This is a genomic window from Streptomyces sp. NPDC048291 (assembly GCF_043201715.1).
Taxonomy (GTDB): Bacteria; Actinomycetota; Actinomycetes; order Streptomycetales; family Streptomycetaceae; genus Streptomyces.
The window spans coordinates 359,129-375,285 of the sequence record NZ_JBICZC010000014.1 but is presented as its reverse complement, the minus strand read 5'-3'; the positions used below and the strand labels follow the sequence as shown (position 1 = coordinate 375,285).

The 16,157-nt window shown below is 71.5% G+C and carries 17 protein-coding genes; 11 read left to right on the top strand and 6 right to left on the bottom strand.

The annotated features are described in order from the left end of the window. Positions 1-101 precede the first annotated feature (101 nt). From ACGF5O_RS36210 to ACGF5O_RS36195, 4 genes are read left to right on the top strand one after another with little or no spacing between them, the layout of a single operon-like run. Positions 102-674 carry a carboxymuconolactone decarboxylase family protein gene (locus tag ACGF5O_RS36210; RefSeq protein ID WP_393814145.1) on the top strand — a complete coding sequence of 191 codons (573 nt, stop codon included), beginning with the start codon at positions 102-104 and terminating at the stop codon, positions 672-674. After that, positions 664-1,089: a nuclear transport factor 2 family protein gene (locus ACGF5O_RS36205; RefSeq protein WP_393814144.1), complete on the top strand. Its 426-nt coding sequence runs from the start codon at positions 664-666 to the stop codon at positions 1,087-1,089. The genes ACGF5O_RS36210 and ACGF5O_RS36205 overlap by 11 nt, the downstream gene beginning before the upstream one ends. After that, on the top strand, positions 1,086-2,195 hold the full coding sequence (locus ACGF5O_RS36200) for an acyl-CoA dehydrogenase family protein (RefSeq protein ID WP_393814143.1): 1,110 nt from the start codon (positions 1,086-1,088) through the stop codon (positions 2,193-2,195). Before ACGF5O_RS36205 ends, ACGF5O_RS36200 begins: the two co-directional genes overlap by 4 nt. Before the next feature lie 2 nt (positions 2,196-2,197). Next, the gene (locus ACGF5O_RS36195; RefSeq protein WP_393814142.1) at positions 2,198-2,965 is read left to right on the top strand and encodes an acyl-CoA dehydrogenase family protein; all 768 of its coding nucleotides are present in this window, start codon (positions 2,198-2,200) and stop codon (positions 2,963-2,965) included. Between the two features lie 162 nt (positions 2,966-3,127). Here the strand turns inward: ACGF5O_RS36195 and ACGF5O_RS36190 are convergent, their stop codons facing one another. After that, positions 3,128-3,835 carry an SDR family oxidoreductase gene (locus ACGF5O_RS36190; RefSeq protein WP_393814141.1) on the bottom strand — a complete coding sequence of 236 codons (708 nt, stop codon included), beginning with the start codon at positions 3,833-3,835 and terminating at the stop codon, positions 3,128-3,130. A 102-nt stretch (positions 3,836-3,937) separates the two neighbouring features. On the opposite strand from ACGF5O_RS36190, the gene ACGF5O_RS36185 reads away from it, so the two are divergent. Both ACGF5O_RS36185 and ACGF5O_RS36180 read left to right on the top strand, forming a co-directional pair. After that, entirely contained in the window at positions 3,938-4,783 is an 846-nt protein-coding gene (locus tag ACGF5O_RS36185) for a helix-turn-helix transcriptional regulator (protein ID WP_393814140.1), read from the top strand. Between the two features lie 64 nt (positions 4,784-4,847). After that, positions 4,848-5,315, top strand: coding sequence for a VOC family protein (locus ACGF5O_RS36180; RefSeq protein WP_393814139.1), 468 nt, complete (start codon positions 4,848-4,850; stop codon positions 5,313-5,315). Positions 5,316-5,318: 3 nt separating this feature from the next. Here the strand turns inward: ACGF5O_RS36180 and ACGF5O_RS36175 are convergent, their stop codons facing one another. Continuing rightward, a complete protein-coding gene (locus ACGF5O_RS36175; protein WP_393814138.1) occupies positions 5,319-5,912 on the bottom strand; it encodes a TetR/AcrR family transcriptional regulator in 594 nt (197 codons plus the stop codon). Between the two features lie 273 nt (positions 5,913-6,185). Here ACGF5O_RS36175 and ACGF5O_RS36170 point away from each other — a divergent pair, with 273 nt between their 5' ends. Further along, on the top strand, positions 6,186-7,622 hold the full coding sequence (locus ACGF5O_RS36170; protein WP_393814137.1) for an aldehyde dehydrogenase: 1,437 nt from the start codon (positions 6,186-6,188) through the stop codon (positions 7,620-7,622). A gap of 24 nt (positions 7,623-7,646) precedes the next feature. Beyond that, a complete protein-coding gene (locus ACGF5O_RS36165) occupies positions 7,647-9,260 on the top strand; it encodes a GMC family oxidoreductase (protein WP_393814136.1) in 1,614 nt (537 codons plus the stop codon). Between the two features lie 28 nt (positions 9,261-9,288). Here ACGF5O_RS36165 and ACGF5O_RS36160 read toward each other — a convergent pair whose 3' ends face one another. Genes ACGF5O_RS36160 through ACGF5O_RS36150 form a run of 3 tightly spaced genes read right to left on the bottom strand, consistent with a single transcriptional unit; the run spans position 9,289 to position 12,255 of the window. Beyond that, positions 9,289-10,071 (bottom strand): enoyl-CoA hydratase, encoded by a 783-nt coding sequence (locus ACGF5O_RS36160; protein ID WP_393814135.1) that lies wholly within the window; start codon positions 10,069-10,071, stop codon positions 9,289-9,291. A gap of 10 nt (positions 10,072-10,081) precedes the next feature. Continuing rightward, entirely contained in the window at positions 10,082-11,257 is a 1,176-nt protein-coding gene (locus ACGF5O_RS36155) for an acyl-CoA dehydrogenase family protein (RefSeq protein WP_393814134.1), read from the bottom strand. Then, positions 11,254-12,255: an acyl-CoA dehydrogenase family protein gene (locus tag ACGF5O_RS36150; protein ID WP_393814133.1), complete on the bottom strand. Its 1,002-nt coding sequence runs from the start codon at positions 12,253-12,255 to the stop codon at positions 11,254-11,256. Before ACGF5O_RS36150 ends, ACGF5O_RS36155 begins: the two co-directional genes overlap by 4 nt. Positions 12,256-12,381: 126 nt before the next feature. Between ACGF5O_RS36150 and ACGF5O_RS36145 the strand changes: the two genes are divergently transcribed. The 3 genes from ACGF5O_RS36145 to ACGF5O_RS36135 are packed head-to-tail and all read left to right on the top strand — an operon-like array spanning position 12,382 to position 14,965. Next, entirely contained in the window at positions 12,382-13,053 is a 672-nt protein-coding gene (locus ACGF5O_RS36145) for a TetR/AcrR family transcriptional regulator (protein ID WP_393814132.1), read from the top strand. Between the two features lie 53 nt (positions 13,054-13,106). Continuing rightward, entirely contained in the window at positions 13,107-13,937 is an 831-nt protein-coding gene (locus tag ACGF5O_RS36140) for an acyl-CoA thioesterase (RefSeq protein ID WP_393814131.1), read from the top strand. Further along, positions 13,934-14,965, top strand: a complete 1,032-nt coding sequence (locus tag ACGF5O_RS36135) for a dihydrodipicolinate reductase (RefSeq protein WP_393814130.1) — start codon at positions 13,934-13,936, stop codon at positions 14,963-14,965. The genes ACGF5O_RS36140 and ACGF5O_RS36135 overlap by 4 nt, the downstream gene beginning before the upstream one ends. A 37-nt stretch (positions 14,966-15,002) precedes the next feature. Here ACGF5O_RS36135 and ACGF5O_RS36130 read toward each other — a convergent pair whose 3' ends face one another. Beyond that, positions 15,003-16,157 (bottom strand): thiolase family protein, encoded by a 1,155-nt coding sequence (locus ACGF5O_RS36130; protein ID WP_393814129.1) that lies wholly within the window; start codon positions 16,155-16,157, stop codon positions 15,003-15,005.

Here is a 16,157-nt window from a genome sequence, read left to right as displayed (position 1 = left end):
AAGGGCCGCGCCCAACGGTTGACGCCGCAGCGGCGCGGGTGAAAATCTGAAACTCGCATCCGAGAATCCCATTCTCGGAAGAGTCCTCCGAGGGAGCCCGCATGCCGCCTCGTCTGCCTCCGCTGCCGGACGACCAGTGGGACGACCGGACCCGTGAGGTGCTCGCCGCCCTGCTCCCCCGGCGCATGCGGAACGCCGAGGCGGCCGGCAACGCGATGTCCACGCTCGTCCGCCACCCCGACCTGACCGCGGCCTTCCTCCCCTACAGCACCTACCTCCTGGTCGGCTCCACCCTCCCCGACCGGCTGCGCGAGCTGGTCGTCCTGCGGGTCGCGCGGCGCCGGGACTGCGCGTACGAGTGGGCCCATCATGTCCTCGCCGCTCAGCAGTGCGGCATCACCGAGGCCGAGATCGAGGCCGCAGGGCAGGGCAAGGCGGACGATCCGCTGGAGAGCACGGTGCTCCGGGCCGTCGACGAACTGGAGACCGGCTCGGACATGTCGGACGGCACCTGGGCCGCGCTCGCGGAGCACCTCGACGAACGCCAGCTGATGGACCTGGTGTTCACCGTCGGGACGTACGCCCTCATGGCGACGGCCTTCAACACCTTCGGCATCCGGCCCGAACACGACGCGCGCGAGCGTGCGGAAAGGAGGCGGGCCCGTGACCACTGACACGACCACCGCCGACCTCGTCGAGATCCAGCAGCTCCTCGCCCGCTACGCGGTGACCATCACCCGAGGCGACCTCGACGGGCTGCTCGCGGTCTTCACCCCCGACGGCAGCTACAGCGCGTTCGGCGACACCTACCCCCTCGCGGAGTTCCCCGCGCTCGTCGCGGCGGCCCCCAAGGGGCTTTTCCTCACCGGCACGCCCGCCGTCGAACTGTCGGGCGACACGGCGACCGGCACCCAGCCGCTCTGCTTCGTCGAGCACACCACGCACGACATGCGCATCGGCTACTACAACGACACCTACGTCCGCACCGCCGACGGCTGGCGGCTGCGCACCCGGGCCATGACCTTCATCCGGCGCAGCGGCGCCCATGACTCGGGGCGCCCGCACGCGTTCGGGCGCCCGGCCGTATGAGCGCGTTCACCACGGCGGCGGAGTTCCGCACCGCCCTGCGCGCCTGGCTGGACGAGCACGACCTCACGCCCGGCCCCGACCACTCCCTGGACGCGCAGGTCGCCCAGCTGGCGCGGGTGCGCCGAGCCCTGTTCGACGCGGGCTGGATGCGGTACGGCTGGCCGGAGGAGGTCGGCGGCCTCGGCGGACCGGCGGTCCTGCGGGCGGTGCTCGGCGAGGAGGTCGCCACCCGCGGCCTCGCAGAGCCCGGTATCTACTCGATGGTCGAGGTCCTCACCCCCACCCTCGTCTCCTACGCCCGCCCCGAACTGGCCTCGGACATGGTCCCGTTGCTGCTGAGCGGCCGGGAGCAGTGGTGCCAGGGCTTCTCCGAGCCGGGCTCGGGCAGCGACCTGGCCTCCCTGACCACCCGGGCGGTCCCCCGGGACGACGTCTGGGTGATCAACGGGCAGAAGGTGTGGACGAGCCTCGCCCAGTACGCGGCACGCTGCGTCCTGCTCACCCGCACGGCCCCCGGCCACGACGGCATCACCGCGTTCTTCGTCGACATGGACACCCCCGGCATCACCGTGCGGCCCCTGCGCACGATGCACGGCGTCGACGAGTTCGCCGAGGTCTTCTTCGACGAGGTCGTCGTGCCCGCCGACCGGATGCTGGGCCGCCCCGGCGACGGCTGGCGGCTCGCCATGGACCTGCTCCCGCACGAGCGCTCCACCTGCTTCTGGCACCGGGTCGCCCACCTCTACACCCGCCTCGACCGCCTCCTGGACGAGACCGACGCCACGGACGCGGCGGACGACGCGGCCCTGGGCGCCGCCTACCTCGCCCTGCACACCGTCCGCTGCCGCTCCCACGCCACCCAGCACCGGCTCGCCACGGGCGCCCGGCTCGGCCCGGAGACCTCGGTCGACAAAGTGCTGCTGGCCACCGCCGAGCAGCAACTCTTCGAGATGGTAAGGGACTTGCTGCCCGGAGTCCTGGAACTGACCGAGACGCCCTGGCGGTCGGAGTACCTCTACGCGAAGGCGGCCACCCTCTACGGCGGCACCGCCGAGATCCAGCGCAACATCATCGCCCGCCGACTGCTCGACCTGGGGAGGGAGTGACGATGGACCCCGCCGAGCTGGAGCTGCTGACACAGACGCTCCGCAAGACGATGACGACCACCGCCCCGGGCCCGGCCCTGGACGCGGCACTGGCCGGGCTGGGCTGGCGCGAGCTGCTGGCCGAGTTCCCGGGGCCGGCCGTCGCGACGGTGTTCCGGCTGCTGGGCGAGACGGGGGCGCACGCCTCGGCGCTGACGGACGTGGTGGGTTCGGCGACCCTGCCGTACGCGGGCGGCCGGTGGGTGGTGTGGGAGTACGGAGCCGCTGTGCCGGGCGCCGGTCTGGACGAGGAGCTGCCCCTGCGGCCGGTCGCGGCACCCACTGGCGATCCCATCGCGCTCGCCACCGGCCGGCGGGCGGTCGGCTGGTGGCTGCTCGGCACCGGCCACGCCATGCTGGCGCTCGCCCGGGGGCACGCCCTGGACCGGGTTCAGTTCGGCCGCCCGCTCGCCGCGTTCCAGGCGGTACGGCACCGGCTCGCGGAGACCATGGTGGCGCTGGAGGGAGCCGAGGCCGTCCTCGCGGCGGCCGAGGACGACCTGGGTGCGCTGCTGGCCAAGGCGGCGGCCGGACAGGCGGCGCTGACCGCGGCCCGGCACTGCCAGCAGGTGCTGGGCGGGATCGGGTTCACCGCCGAGCACCCGCTGCACCGGCACGTCCGCCGGGCCGTCGTCCTGGACGGACTCCTTTGCAGCGCCCGCGAGTTGACACGTGAGGCCGGGGCGCTGGTGCGCTCACGCGGCACCGCGCCCCGGCTGGTTCAGCTGTGACTCACCGGGGCGGCTGCCCGGGTCGGTCGCGGTTCACCGGAGCGGGCGCCCCGGACGGTCGCGGATCACCCGGAGCGGGCGCCCCGGTCGGTCGCGGTTCACCGGAGCGCCCGCCCCGGCCAGTCGCGAGTCACCGGAGCACACGCGCCGGTCGGTCGAGGTTCACCAGGGCAGTCGTCCGTTGACGTCGAAGTAGCCGCCGGTCGGGCCGTCCGGGCCGATCTGGGCCATCCGGACGATGATCTCGGCGCCCTGCTCGACGGTCTGGGTGCCCGTGTTGCCGTTCAGGTCCGTCTTGGTGAAGCCGGGCTCGACGGAGTTGATCCGCAGGGCCGGGAACGCCTTGGCGAACTGCACGGTGAGCATGTTGACGGCCGTCTTGGACGTCGGGTAGGCGATGCCCGGATAGAAGTGCGCGGGGTGGTCGGGATCGGAGAGCGCCGTCAGCGAGGCCAGACCGCTGCTGACGTTGACCACGACCGGCGCGGCCGAGCGCTGCAGCAGGGGCACGAAGGCGTGCAGGACGCGGACCACGCCGAAGACGTTGGTCTCGAAGGTGGTGCGCATCTGGTCGGCGGTGACGGTCTCGGCCGTGGGCACGCTGTTGTCCGGGGTCCGGCTCTCGATCCCCGCGTTGTTGATCAGGACGTCGAGTCCGCCGTCGGCCGCGACGGTCTTGGCCGCGGCCTCGACGGAGGCGTCGTCGGTGACGTCGAGCAGGACGAACCGGGCGCCCAGTTCCTCCGCGGCCAGGCGTCCGCGCTCGGCGTCCCTGGCCCCCACGTACACGGTGTGACCTGCGGCGATGAGCTGGCGGGCGGTTTCGTAGCCGATGCCCTTGTTGGCTCCGGTGATCAGTGTTGTCGTCATGTCCCCACCCTGCGCCCCGCCCGCCGGGTCAGCCAGCAGATCCTTCTTCCTGGGACTGCCGGTACCAGGCACGGCGGCGGCCGACGGTGTTGACTGGGGGGCATGACGGCGACGGAACTCGGGCAGGCGCTGCGGCGCTGGCGGGACCGCGTCGCCCCGGACGCGGCGGGGCTGCCGCCCGGCGGCCGGCGGCGCGCGGCCGGGTTGCGGCGCGAGGAGCTGGCGCTGCTGGCCGGGATCTCGGTCGACTACGTGACGCGCCTCGAACAGGGCCGGGCGGCCAATCCGTCCGTGCAGGTCGTCGAGGCGCTGGCGCGGGCGCTGCGGCTCTCCGCCGACGAGCGGACGTATCTGTTCGGGGTGGCGGGGCTGGTGCCGCCGGGTCCCGACATGGTGCCCGGGTACATCACGCCCAGCGTGCAGCGGCTCCTCGACCGGCTGGCCGGCACTCCGGTTGCGGTCTCCGACGCGGCGATGACGCTGCTGGTGGCCAACCCGATGTACGGGGCGCTGATGGGTGACCCGTCCGAGCTGCGCGGCTTCCAGCGCAACGGCGTGTGGCGGAACTTCCTGGGCCGGCCGACCCGGGTGCGGCACACCCCGGAGGAGCGGCGTGCCTTCGAGACCGGCATGGTCGCCGAGCTTCGGGCCACGGCGGCCCGCTATCCCGGGGACCGCCAACTGCGGCGGCTGATCGCCGAGTTGCGTGCCGGGAGCGAGCGGTTCGCCGAGCTGTGGGACGCGGGGGTCGTCGGCCGGCTCGAGGCCTCGCGCAAGACCATCGAGCACCCGCAGGTGGGGCTGCTCACCCTGGACTGCGACCAGCTCCGGGTGGAGGAGCACGACCTGCACATCCTCGTGTACTCGGCCGAGCCCGGCACCGAGGACGCCGAGAAACTGGCGCTGATCTCGGTGCTCGGCACGCAGAGTCTGGCCGAGCAACACTGAGGCGTCGCCTGCGCGCGCTGACGGTGCCATCCCCTGACGGTTCAGCAGGACAGGAGTGATCGCGATGCCCATGCCGCCCCACCCGCCGAAGAACCCGTCGAGCCCCTTCGCGTCCTTCGGCGGCCACCATGTGGGTGTCCGCGTCCCCGACTACGACGCGGCGAAGGCCTGGTACACGGAGAAGCTGGACTTCCGGGTGCTCCAGGAGTGGCCCTACGGTGAGCTGAAGCTCGCGTACCTCTGCCCGCCCAACGACGAGACCTTCCACGTGGAGCTGCTGGCCGGACCGGTGCCCTTCCCGAAGGAGGTCCTCGACGACCTGGGAGTCAGCCTCCAGCACGGCGGCTACCAGCACATCTGCGTCCATGTCGACGATGTCGACGCAGCACGTGCGGAACTCGCCCGCCGCGGCGTCGACCTTGTCGGTGAGCCTTTCGAGATCGAGGACATCAGCCGTCGGCTGGCGTTCTTCCGTGACCCGTGGGGCAACATGATCGAGCTTTCCCAGAGGCTGCCCGGTGCCGGTTCCTAGGCGCTACCGGGTGATGGCCTCGAAAAGGAAGAGGCCCTGATCCACCAGTTCCTCCCGTGAGATCGCCAGCTCTCCGTTGAACCAGCTCAGCAGCATTTCGCTGACCGCGCCGACGACGGCCACGGACAGGGTGGCGGGGTCGATCCGGGAGTCATGGACCCCTTCCCTCAGGAGGGATTCCACGAGACCGCTCATGCGTTGGAGGCCCAGCCGCCGTTCGCGCGCCGTGAGCGGACCGGCCCCCAGGGATTCCGTGAGTTTGACGCGCCCTTTTCTCGGGTCTTCGAGAGAAAGCCCGACAACCGCGTCGATCACGTTCCGAGCCCGGTCGCGCAGCGGCTGGTCCGTGGTGATCGCCTCGGCGCACCGGGTGATCTGCTCCTCGTAGATGTCCCTCATGAGCGCCGCCATCAGATCGTCGAGGGACGTGAAGCTCTCCGCGAAGTACCTGTCCTTCACTTCGGCATGGCGGAGTACCGCGCGCATGGAGGTGTGGGCGTATCCGCGGCTGGAGAAGAGTTCGAGGCCGCTTTCCATGAGGCGCCGACGGCGGAGCGCAACGCGCTCCTCGCCCGTGGCTCCGCCGTATGTCCTCATGAGGTGCACCTCTCCGTGAGGCTTTTCCTTGAGGCGTCCCGCTCACGGCTCCCGCCGTCCGCCCATCTGGTGACAGATTACCCCAGATAGGTGTAATGTCGCATGTACTCAGTCGTGAATCATGAAAGCGCACCCCAGAGCCGCCTCCAGGCGCCAGGGGCGTCGCACAGGTGGCCCACCCGCAGGTTCGCCGCGCCGGGCCACTACGCAGGAATCGTTTCGAACACCACGGAGTGTCGTGGCCCCCAGGCCATCCCGTGGGGAGATTTCACCATGGATCCCAACCATCTCTTCATCGGCGGACGCTGGGTACAGGCGTCCGGCGACCGTCACATCAACGTCGCGTCCGCGAGTACCGGCGATCATCTCGGTGCCGTGCCGGACGGTTCCCAGGACGACGTCGACCGGGCGGTCGCAGCCGCTCGTGCCGCGTTCGACGCACCGGCCGGGTGGGCCTCCTGGGGCTCCGGACAACGGGCCGCCGCCATGATCCGTCTCGCGGCCGCGCTCGACGCGAGGAAGGAGGCGACGTCCGCGGCCGTCAGTGTGCAGAACGGCATGCCGATCACCGTCGCCCGGTCCTTCGAAGGTGTGGTGCCGTCGGCCCTGCTGCGCTACTACGCGGGTCTGGCCGACAGCACGACACCCGAGGAACTGCGCACCGGACTGCCCCGGGGCACCACCCTGGTCCGCCGGGAACCCGCGGGCGTCGTAGCCGCCATCATGACCTGGAACTTCCCGCAGACCATCGCCTTCTTCAAGGTGGCCCCGGCGCTGGCGGCCGGTTGCGCGGTCGTCCTCAAGCCGGCTCCGGAGACGGTCCTCGACTCGGTGCTGCTGGCGGAGGCTGTCGAGGAGGCGGGCATCCCCGACGGCGTGATCAACATCGTGCCGGGCGGCCGTGACACCGGCGCGTGTCTGGTCTCCCATCCCGGCGTGGACAAGGTGTCGTTCACCGGATCCACCAGAGCGGGGCGTCACGTGGCCGCCGCGTGCGCCGAATTGCTTCGGCCGGTGACCCTGGAACTGGGCGGCCGCTCCGCCGCCGTCGTCCTCGACGACGCCGATCTCGCCGCCAACGCACAGCAGTTCTTCATGGCCACTCTGCTCAACAACGGTCAGACCTGCTACGCGAGCACCAGGATCCTGGCCCCCCGAAGCAGGTACCGGGAGGTGGTCGAGTTCTGTACGGCGATGGCCCGTGGCCTTGTCGTCGGTGACGCGCTCGACCCCGGCACCGAGATCGGCCCGCTCGTCAGCGAGCGCCAGCGCGAACGGGTCCTGCACCACGTCAAGACCGGCCTCAACGAAGGGGCCCGGCTCACCACCGGAGGCGGCCGGCCGCCCGGCCTCGACCGAGGCTGGTTCGTCGAACCCACCGTGTTCGCGGACGTGGACAACGCGTCGATCGTCGCGCAGGAGGAGATCTTCGGCCCGGTCCTCACGGTCACGCCCTACGACGGCGAGGACGAGGCCGTGCGCCTGGCGAACGCGTCGGAGTACGGCCTCGCCGGCACCGTGTGGACCTCGGACCTGGACCACGGAGCCCGGGTGGCCCGCCGACTGCGGACCGGCACCGTCGGGCTCAACGGCTATCTGCCCGACCTCGCCTCCCCCTACGGGGGCAGGAAGGCCAGCGGACTCGGCAGCGAACTGGGTCCCGAGGGGCTGCACGCCTACCAGCAATTCCAGTCGATCTACCACCCCTGATGCCCGCGGGGTGAGGGAACCACCATGAATTCCACCGGAACCGAAGGATTCGACTACGTCATTGTGGGCGCCGGCAGCGCTGGTTGCGTCCTCGCGGACCGCCTGAGCCGCGACGACCGCGTCCGCGTGCTGCTCCTCGAAGCGGGCGGCCCCGACACCGACGAACTCCTCCACATCCCGGCCGCGCTCGGCATGCTCTTCGGCTCGCAGAGCGACTGGAGCTACCGGACGGTCGAGCAGCCCCGGCCGGAGCGCACCTTCTTCTGGCCCCGGGGCAGGACACTGGGCGGCTCGTCCTCCACCAACGTCATGATCTACGCCCGGGGCAACCGGCACGACTACGACAGCTGGCGTGACGAGCACGGAGCGAAGGGCTGGGGCTACGACGACGTCCTGCCCTACTTCAAGAAGTCCGAGTCGAACAACCGCCTGGGCGAGCCCTACCACGGTTCGGACGGCCCCCTGCACGTCGAGGACCGCGTCTACACCCACGAACTCTCCCAGTCCTGGCTGGAGGCCGCCGTGACATGGGGACTGGACCGCAACGACGACTTCGCGGGCGCGTCTCCTGCCGGCGCCGGCCTCTACCAGGTGACCTGCCATCACGGGCGACGCTGGTCAACGGCCGATGCCTACCTGCACCCGGCCCTCGGCCGACCCAATCTCACGGTACGCACCGGCGCCCTGGCAACCAGGATCACGCTCGACGGGCCACGCGCGACCGGCGTCACCTACCTCCAGGACGGACAGGAGCGGACGGCCCACGCCGACCGGGAGGTTCTGCTCAGCGGCGGGGCCGTCAACTCGCCCCAGCTGCTGCTCCTTTCGGGCATCGGCGATCCCGACGAGCTGCACGAGGTGGGGATGGACGTACGGGTCCCCCTGCCCGGGGTCGGGCGCAACCTCCAGGACCACTTGATGACTCCCGTGGTGTGGGAGACCCGGAACTCCACCGACCTCGTCCGGGACCTGCTCACCCCGGACAACCTCGAACGGTGGCGTGCTCACGGCGACGGCCCGTTCGCCTCCAACTACGGTGAGGTCGGCGCGTTCCTCGACGTCACGGACGGCCAGGAGGGTCCTGACGTCCAGCTGATGGGCGGGGCCACGGCACTCATCCTCAGCGGTGAGGAAGGAACCGACCGGCCCGTGTTCACGGTGAACTGCGTCCCCCTGCACCCGCGGACCCGCGGCACCGTCCGGCTCGCGTCGGCCGATCCTCAGGCCCCACCGCTGATCGATCCCCGGTACTTCGACGTGCCCGAGGACACGTCGGTCATGGTCGCCGGACTCAGAGCGGTCCTGGGCATCGCCCACTGCGCACCCTTCGCCGACTACCTGGCGCGGTCGTACCTCCCGGCCGGTGACGACCTGGACCGTCTCGACGACCTGAGCGACGCGGCTGTCGAAGAGCACGTGCGCAGGTGGAGTGCCACGGCCTACCACCCCGTGGGCTCCTGCGCCATGGGAACCGGACACGACTCCGTCGTCAGTCCGGAGCTGGAGGTCTGCGGGGTCGAGGGACTCCGTGTCGTCGACGCCTCGGTCATGCCGGCCCTGACCAGTGGGAACACCAACGCGCCCACCATCATGATCGCCGAAAAGGCGGCCGAGATGATCGCGGAGCAGCCCCACTGATCCCTGTCACCCCACCCCCATAGCACCCCTACCGCAGCTTCTCCTTCATCTCGTCCAGCTTCGCCAGGATGGGATAGCCGCTGACGCTGAGCGCGTTGCCGTGGCCGGTCTGGTGGATGTCGAAGACGGACTGGATCGCCGCGTAGAAGCCCTGGACGTCCAGGGTCTGGTTGACGGCGCGTTTGGCCTGGCGCAGCCCGAAGGCGGGCATCGCGGCGATCCGCTCGGCGAGTTCCCGGGTGGCCGTGTCCAACTCCTCGCGCGGGACGACCCGGTTGACCATGCCGACCCGCTCCGCCTCCTCGGCGGTCAGCGGGCGGCCGGTGAAAAGGATCTCCTTGGCCTTGCGCGGACCCAACTCCCAGGTGTGACCGTGGTATTCGACGCCGCCGATGCCCATGGTGACGACCGGGTCGGAGAACAGGGCGTCCTCGGCGGCCACGATCAGGTCGCAGGGCCAGCACAGCATCAGCCCGCCGGCGATGCAGCGGCCCTGTACGGCGGCGATCGACGGCTTGGGGACGTTTCGCCAGCGCAGCGTGTACTCCAGGTAGCGGCGGTTCTCGGCCCGGTAGATCCACTCCAGGGTGATCTCGTCGGGGCCGGGCCAGCGGTCCTTGAGGTCGTGCCCGGCGGAGAAGTGCTTCCCCTCGGCGCGCACCACGATCACCTTGACGTCCGGGTCCTCGGCGGCCCGGGTCCAGGCCGCGTCGAGTTCGTCGAGGAGGGCGGCGTTCTGGGCGTTGGCGGCCTCGGGCCGGTTGAGGGTGAGGGTGGCGATGCCGTCCTTCACCTCGTACAGGATGTGCACGGACGTCTCCTCAGCGTCGGGGCAGACCGAGCACCCGCTCGGCGATGATCGTGCGCTGGATCTCGGACGTGCCGCCGGCGATGGTGCCGCCGAAGCTGCGGGCGAAGCGGTTGAACCAGCTGGCGGAGTCGTCGTCGAAGCTCATGTGGAAGTACGGCGCGGTCCGCGCCGGATGGTCCAGGCCGTCGGAGCCGCTCGCCTCCAGGACGTGCTCCAGGGCGTGTTGGGCCGCCTCCGAGCCGAACACCTTCAGCACGGACAGCGCGGGTACGTCCTGCTCGCCGCGGGCGGCGCGGGCGAGTGCGGCCGAGCCGAGCAGCCGTAGCGCCTGGAGGTCCATGACGAGGGTGGCGTACCAGTCCCGCTGTACGGCGTCGGTGGGCCGGAAGTCCCTTACGACGGCCTCCAGTCGCTCGGCCTCGCCCAGCCACATCAGGGTGCGTTCGTGCCCGAGGGAGCCGTTCGCGACCCGCCAGCCCTGGTTGAGGGGGCCGACGAGGTTCTCGGCGGGGACCCGGACGTCGTCGAAGAAGACCTCGTTGAAGTCCCGGTCGTCGGGGCTGGTGTAGGAGGCGAAGGGGCGGCGGGACACGCCGGGGGTGTCGGTGGGGACGAGCAGGACGCTGATGCCCTTGTGCTTGGGGGCGTCCTGGTCGGTGCGGACGAAGGCGAGGAGTACGTCGGCGTCGTGGGCGCCGGACGTCCAGACCTTCTGGCCGTTGACGGTGAAGTGGTCGCCGTCGAGGTCGGCGCGGGTGCGCAGGGAGGCGAGGTCGGAGCCGGCGCCGGGCTCGCTCATGCCGAGCGCGGCGGTGAGCTCGGCGCGCAGGATGGGCACGGCCCAGCGCCGTTTCTGCTCCTCGGTGCCGAAGGTGAGCAGGGAGGCGGCGATGATCCCGACACCCTGCGGGTTGAAGCTGTGGCAGATCCGGCGCCGGGACAGCTCCTCCCGGTGGACGTACTGCTGGACGACGGTGGCGTTGCGACCGCCGTACTCGGGCGGGTTGCCGGGCAGCAGCCAGCCCTCGTCGAACTGGAGGCGCTGCCAGCGTCTGGCCCACTCGGGCAGGTGCGCGGTGGAGCGGGAGCGTTCGGCGGCCTCGGCCTCGGTCGGCAGGTTCGCCTCCAGGAAGGCCACGAACTCGGCCCGGAAGGCCTCCACTTCGGCGTCGAAGGAGAGTCTCATGCGACCTCCTCGGCGACCGAGTGCTCGGTGATGAACGCCCGGTGCTCGGCGGCCCCGCCCAGCATCAGCTCGCCCGCCTTGGCCCGTTTGACCGCGAACTGCAGGTCGTTCTCCCAGGTGTGCCCCATCGCGCCGAACAGTTGCACGGCGTTGCGGAACACCAGGGCCTGGCACTCCCCCGCCGACGCCTTGGCCATCGAGGCGGCCAGGCGGCGGCGCGGGTCGTCCTCGGCGATGGTGAGGGCGGCGAAGTAGGCGAGGGCGCGGGCCCGTTCGACGGCCACGTGCATGTCGGCCGCCTTGTGCTGGACGGCCTGGAAGGAGCCGATGGGCGCGTCGAACTGGCGTCGGCCGCGCACGTGGTCGAGCACCAGGTCGAGGGCGCGGCGGCAGGCGCCGACCATGGTCAGGGCCATGCCGGTGAGCGCGATGTCCCGGGCGCTGTCCGGATCCGCCCCGCCACGGTCGCTTCCGCCCACCCCGACCCGCTCGAAGGTGACGTCGGCGAGGTGCAGGACGGGGTCGAGGACCGGGGTGCGTACGGCGGTCGCCGCGGCGGCCGGTACGACGAAGACGCCCGCGTCGGTGACCACCGCGAAGCGGTCGGCCCGGTCGCCGTCCAGTACGTGGCGGGCGGTGCCGTCGAGGACCCAGCCGCTGTTCGCGGGCCGCGCGGTGACGCCTTCGTAGACGGCCGTGCCGGACTGGCCGGGGTCGCCGAACCCGGGTGCGATCGGGGCGAATTGGGTGAGCGTCGCCAGGTAGGGCGTGGGGTCGGTGGCCCGGCCCAGCTCCTCCAGGACGATCGCCAGTTCGACCGCGTCGGCCGGGTCGGTCAGCTCGGTCCAGCCGAGATCCGCGTACACGCGCCACAGCGGGGCCGGGTCGGCGCCGTCGTCCACGACGGCCCGCACCAGCGCGGGCGGGCACTCCTTGAGGACGGCCTTGTGCACGGTGTCCTGCCACAGCCGTTGCTCGGCGTCGAACTCGAACAGCATCCGAACGGCCTCCCGGCGATGAGAATGCGATTCTCTTCAGATGGAACTCGAAGTCTCCTCCAGATCTCCAACGGTGTCCAGACTGGATACAGATGCTTGTCGGTGGGCTGCAGTAATGTTCTCCTCATGGCACAGAAGGCGGAGCAGCCCGTGAGCACACCGACCGAGGAACCGGCCTGGAAGCAGCGCGCGGTCGAGCGTTCCACCCAGGCGGCGAAACGCCGGGCGGAGCAGAGGGTGGAGCGGTTCCTCGACGCGGCCCAGGCGATCATGGCGGAGAAGGGCACGACGGACTTCACCGTGCAGGAGGTCGTCGACCGGTCCAAGCAGTCGCTGCGCAGCTTCTACCAGCACTTCGACGGCAAGCACGAGTTGCTGCTCGCCCTGTTCGAGGACGCGATGAGCAAGTCAGCCGACCAGTTGCGGACGATCGCGGCCGAGCAGTCCGCCCCGCTGGACCGGCTCAGGGTGGTCGTCCAGGAGCTGTTCGAGAGCTCGCGCCCCGACCCGACCGGCCGCCAGCGCCCGCTGTTCAGCGACTTCGCCCTGCGCCTGCTGGTCTCCCACCCGGCCGAGATGCGGGTGGCGAACGCACCCCTGCTGACGCTGTTCACCGAGCTGATGCAGGAGCTGGAGGACGCCCACCTGCTGCGCGAGGGCTTCAAGCCCAAGCGGGTGGCGGCGCTGACCATGCAGACCGTCATGTTCAACGCCCAGTCGAGCGGCCAGGACGCGGCCCACCCGCTGACCGCCGACGAGATCTGGGACTACTGCGCCAACGGGATCACCAGCGACTGAGCCGGGCGAGAGCGCCATTCTCATATCTGGATAGTGGGACTACCCTCACGGGCATGCCACTTGCCGTGAGTGAACTCTGGGACGACCTTCGGCACTGCCTCGACCTCCGGGGGCACGACGAGGAGTCGGGCCCTGTCTACGAGGCGGGCAACCAACGACTCGGCTACCACCGCCTGTTCGGCGGGCAGTTGCTGGCCCAGTTCGTCCGGGCTGCTCAACTGAGCTGCCCGGACAAGGGCGTCAAGTCCCTGCACGCGCTGTTCGCGCGGGCGGGCCGGCCGGAGGAACCCGTCCGTTACGAGGTGGCGCGCCACCACGACGGCGGTTCCTTCGCCGCGCTGACCGTCGTCGCCCGGCAGCCGAAGGGTGTGGTGGCCACCGCTTCGGTCTCCCTGCACGTCCCGGAGGACGGCACGGCCCGGCAGACGGTCCCGCCCGTGCCCGCCCGGCCCGGCCCCGAACACCGCACGGATCTGCACCCGATCCCCTGGGAGACGCGGGCCGCGACCGACCTGGACACCCCGCTCTCCGAACCGCCCGAGTACGACGTGTGGATGCGCCTCCCGGCCACCGGGGCGGCCGAACTGGCCCCGGCCCTCACGGCGTACGCCACCGACCTGACGCTCATCGGCACGGCTCTGCGCCCCCTCATCGGTGTCACCCAGCACGACTCCGGCACGGCGTTCACCTCCGCCGTCACCTCGCACACGGTCTGGTTCCACCGCCCGTTCGACGCCGACGGCTGGCTGCTGCTGCGCCAGCACAGTCCGGTCCTGGCGCACGGCCGCTGCTTCGGCCGGGGCGACGTCCTCGCCGAGGACGGCTCCCTCGTCGCGTCCTACGCCCAGGAGGCCCTGCTGCGCTTCACACGGGAGTCGGCATGAGGCCGTACCGGGTCGTCCAGTGGGCCACCGGCACGATCGGCGCCCGCTCGCTGCGCGGGATCATCGAACACCCCGGCCTCACCCTGGCCGGCGTGTACGTCCACACACCGGCCAAGGCGGGCCGCGACGCGGGCGAGTTGTGCGGGACCGGCCCGACCGGAGTCACCGCGACCCACAACGTCGAGAGCATCCTCTCCCTGGACGCCGACTGCGTGCTCTACGCGCCGCTCACCTGCGATGTCGACGAGGTGTGCCGCCTGCTGGCGTCGGGGGCCAACGTGGTGACCACGCGGGGCGAGTTCCATCATCCCGGGAGCATGGATCCCGGCGTGCGCGAGCGGGTCGAGGAGGCGTGCGCGCGGGGTGGCAGCTCGATCCACAGCACGGGCAGCAGTCCCGGGTTCATCACCGAGGCGGTACCGCTGGTGCTGACGTCCCTGGCGCGGCGCCTCGACGGCCTGACCATCGACGAGTACGCCGACCTGTCCCAACGCCCCTCCCCCGAGTTGCTGTTCGGGGTGATGGGCTTCGGCGTGGCACCGGCGGCGTTCGACGAGCGGCGGCTGTCCGGGGCCCGCACCAGCTTCGGCCCGTCGCTGCGACTGGTCGCGGACGCACTGGGGCTGCCTCTCGACTCCCTGGAGGCTTCGAGTGAGTTGGCGACCACGCGCCGCCCGGTACGCATCGCCGCGGGCGAGCTGGCCGCCGGCACGGTCGCGGCCCAGAGGCTGGTGGTGACCGGAGTGCGGTCGGGCCGTCCGCTGCTGCGTTTCCGGGCCACCTGGTACTGCACCAGGGACCTCGATCCCGCCTGGGACCTCGGGGACACGGGCTGGCATCTCTCGGTCGAGGGCGACGCCCCGCTGGAGGTCGGCATCCGGCTGCCGGTGCCGCTCGACCGGATGGCCGAGGTGTCACCGGCCTACACGGCGAACCGCGCGGTCAACGCCGTGCCGGTGGTGTGCGAGGCGGCACCGGGGATCCGTACGACGCTCGATCTGCCGCAGGTGACGGCGGCACCGACGTGACCCGCCCGCCGGAGCCGCGCCGCCCCCGCTGCCGGTCTCAGGGCGCCGGTACCTCCACCACCATCGCCGAGCCCATCCCGCCCCCGGCGCACATCGACGCGACGCCGATCCCGCCGCCCCGGCGGCGCAGTTCGTGCACGAGCGTGACGAGCATGCGGGCGCCGGTGGCGGCGACGGGGTGACCGAGGGAGCAGCCGCTGCCGTTGACGTTGACCCGGTCGGGGTCGAGGTCGAGCAGGCGGACGGCGGCCACGGTCACCGAGGCGAAGGCCTCGTTGATCTCGTAGAGGTCGACGTCCGCGGTGGTGAGGCCGGCGCGGGCAAGCGCCTTGGGGATGACCTTGACGGGTGAGAGCCCGGTCTCCGCGGGGTCCACGCCGACGGACGCCCAGGACCGTACGGTGGCCAGCACGGGGAGTCCCTGGGCGGACGCCGTCGCCCCGCTCGCGACGACCAGGGCCGCCGCCCCGTCGTTGCCCCCGCAGGCGTTGCCCGCGGTGATGCTGAAGCCGTCGATCTCCGGGTGCAGCGGTTTGAGGGCGGCGAGCCTCTCCAACGACGTGTCGCGGCGCGGGTGTTCGTCGACCGCGAAGCGGCCGTGCGGGGTGTCGACGGGGACGGTCTCGGCGTCGAACCGGCCCTCGTCGATGGCGCGTACGGCGTTTCGGTGCGAACGCAGCGCCCAGGCGTCCATCTCCTCGCGGCTGACGCCGGCGCGCTGGGCGACGTTCCAGCCGATGGTGATCGACATGTCGTTGTTGGGGGCGTCCGGGCGGTCGGGATGGGTGGGCGGCATCCAGGGCTCGACCCAGGCGCCGTCGACACGGAAGGCCGACTTCGGGGCCGTGGAGGCGGAGTTGACGCCTCCCGCGATCACCAGCTCGTCCATCCCGGCGCGGATGCTCGCGGCGGCGTCGGCGACGGCGGCCAGGCCGGCGGCGCAGTGCCGGTTGACGGCCGCCCCCGGGATGCCGGTGAGGCCGGTGGTCAGAGCGGCGTGCCGGGCGAGGACGCCGCCGCCGTAGAGGCCCTCACCGAGGATGACGTCGTCGACGCGGTCCGGGTCGAGCCCGGCCGCGGCGGCCCCGACGATGTGGTGGGCCAGTTCGAAGGCGGTGGTGTAGCGCAGGGTCCCCTTGCGGGCGGTGCCGACGGGGGTGCGCAGGGCGGACACGATGACTGCCTCGGGCAT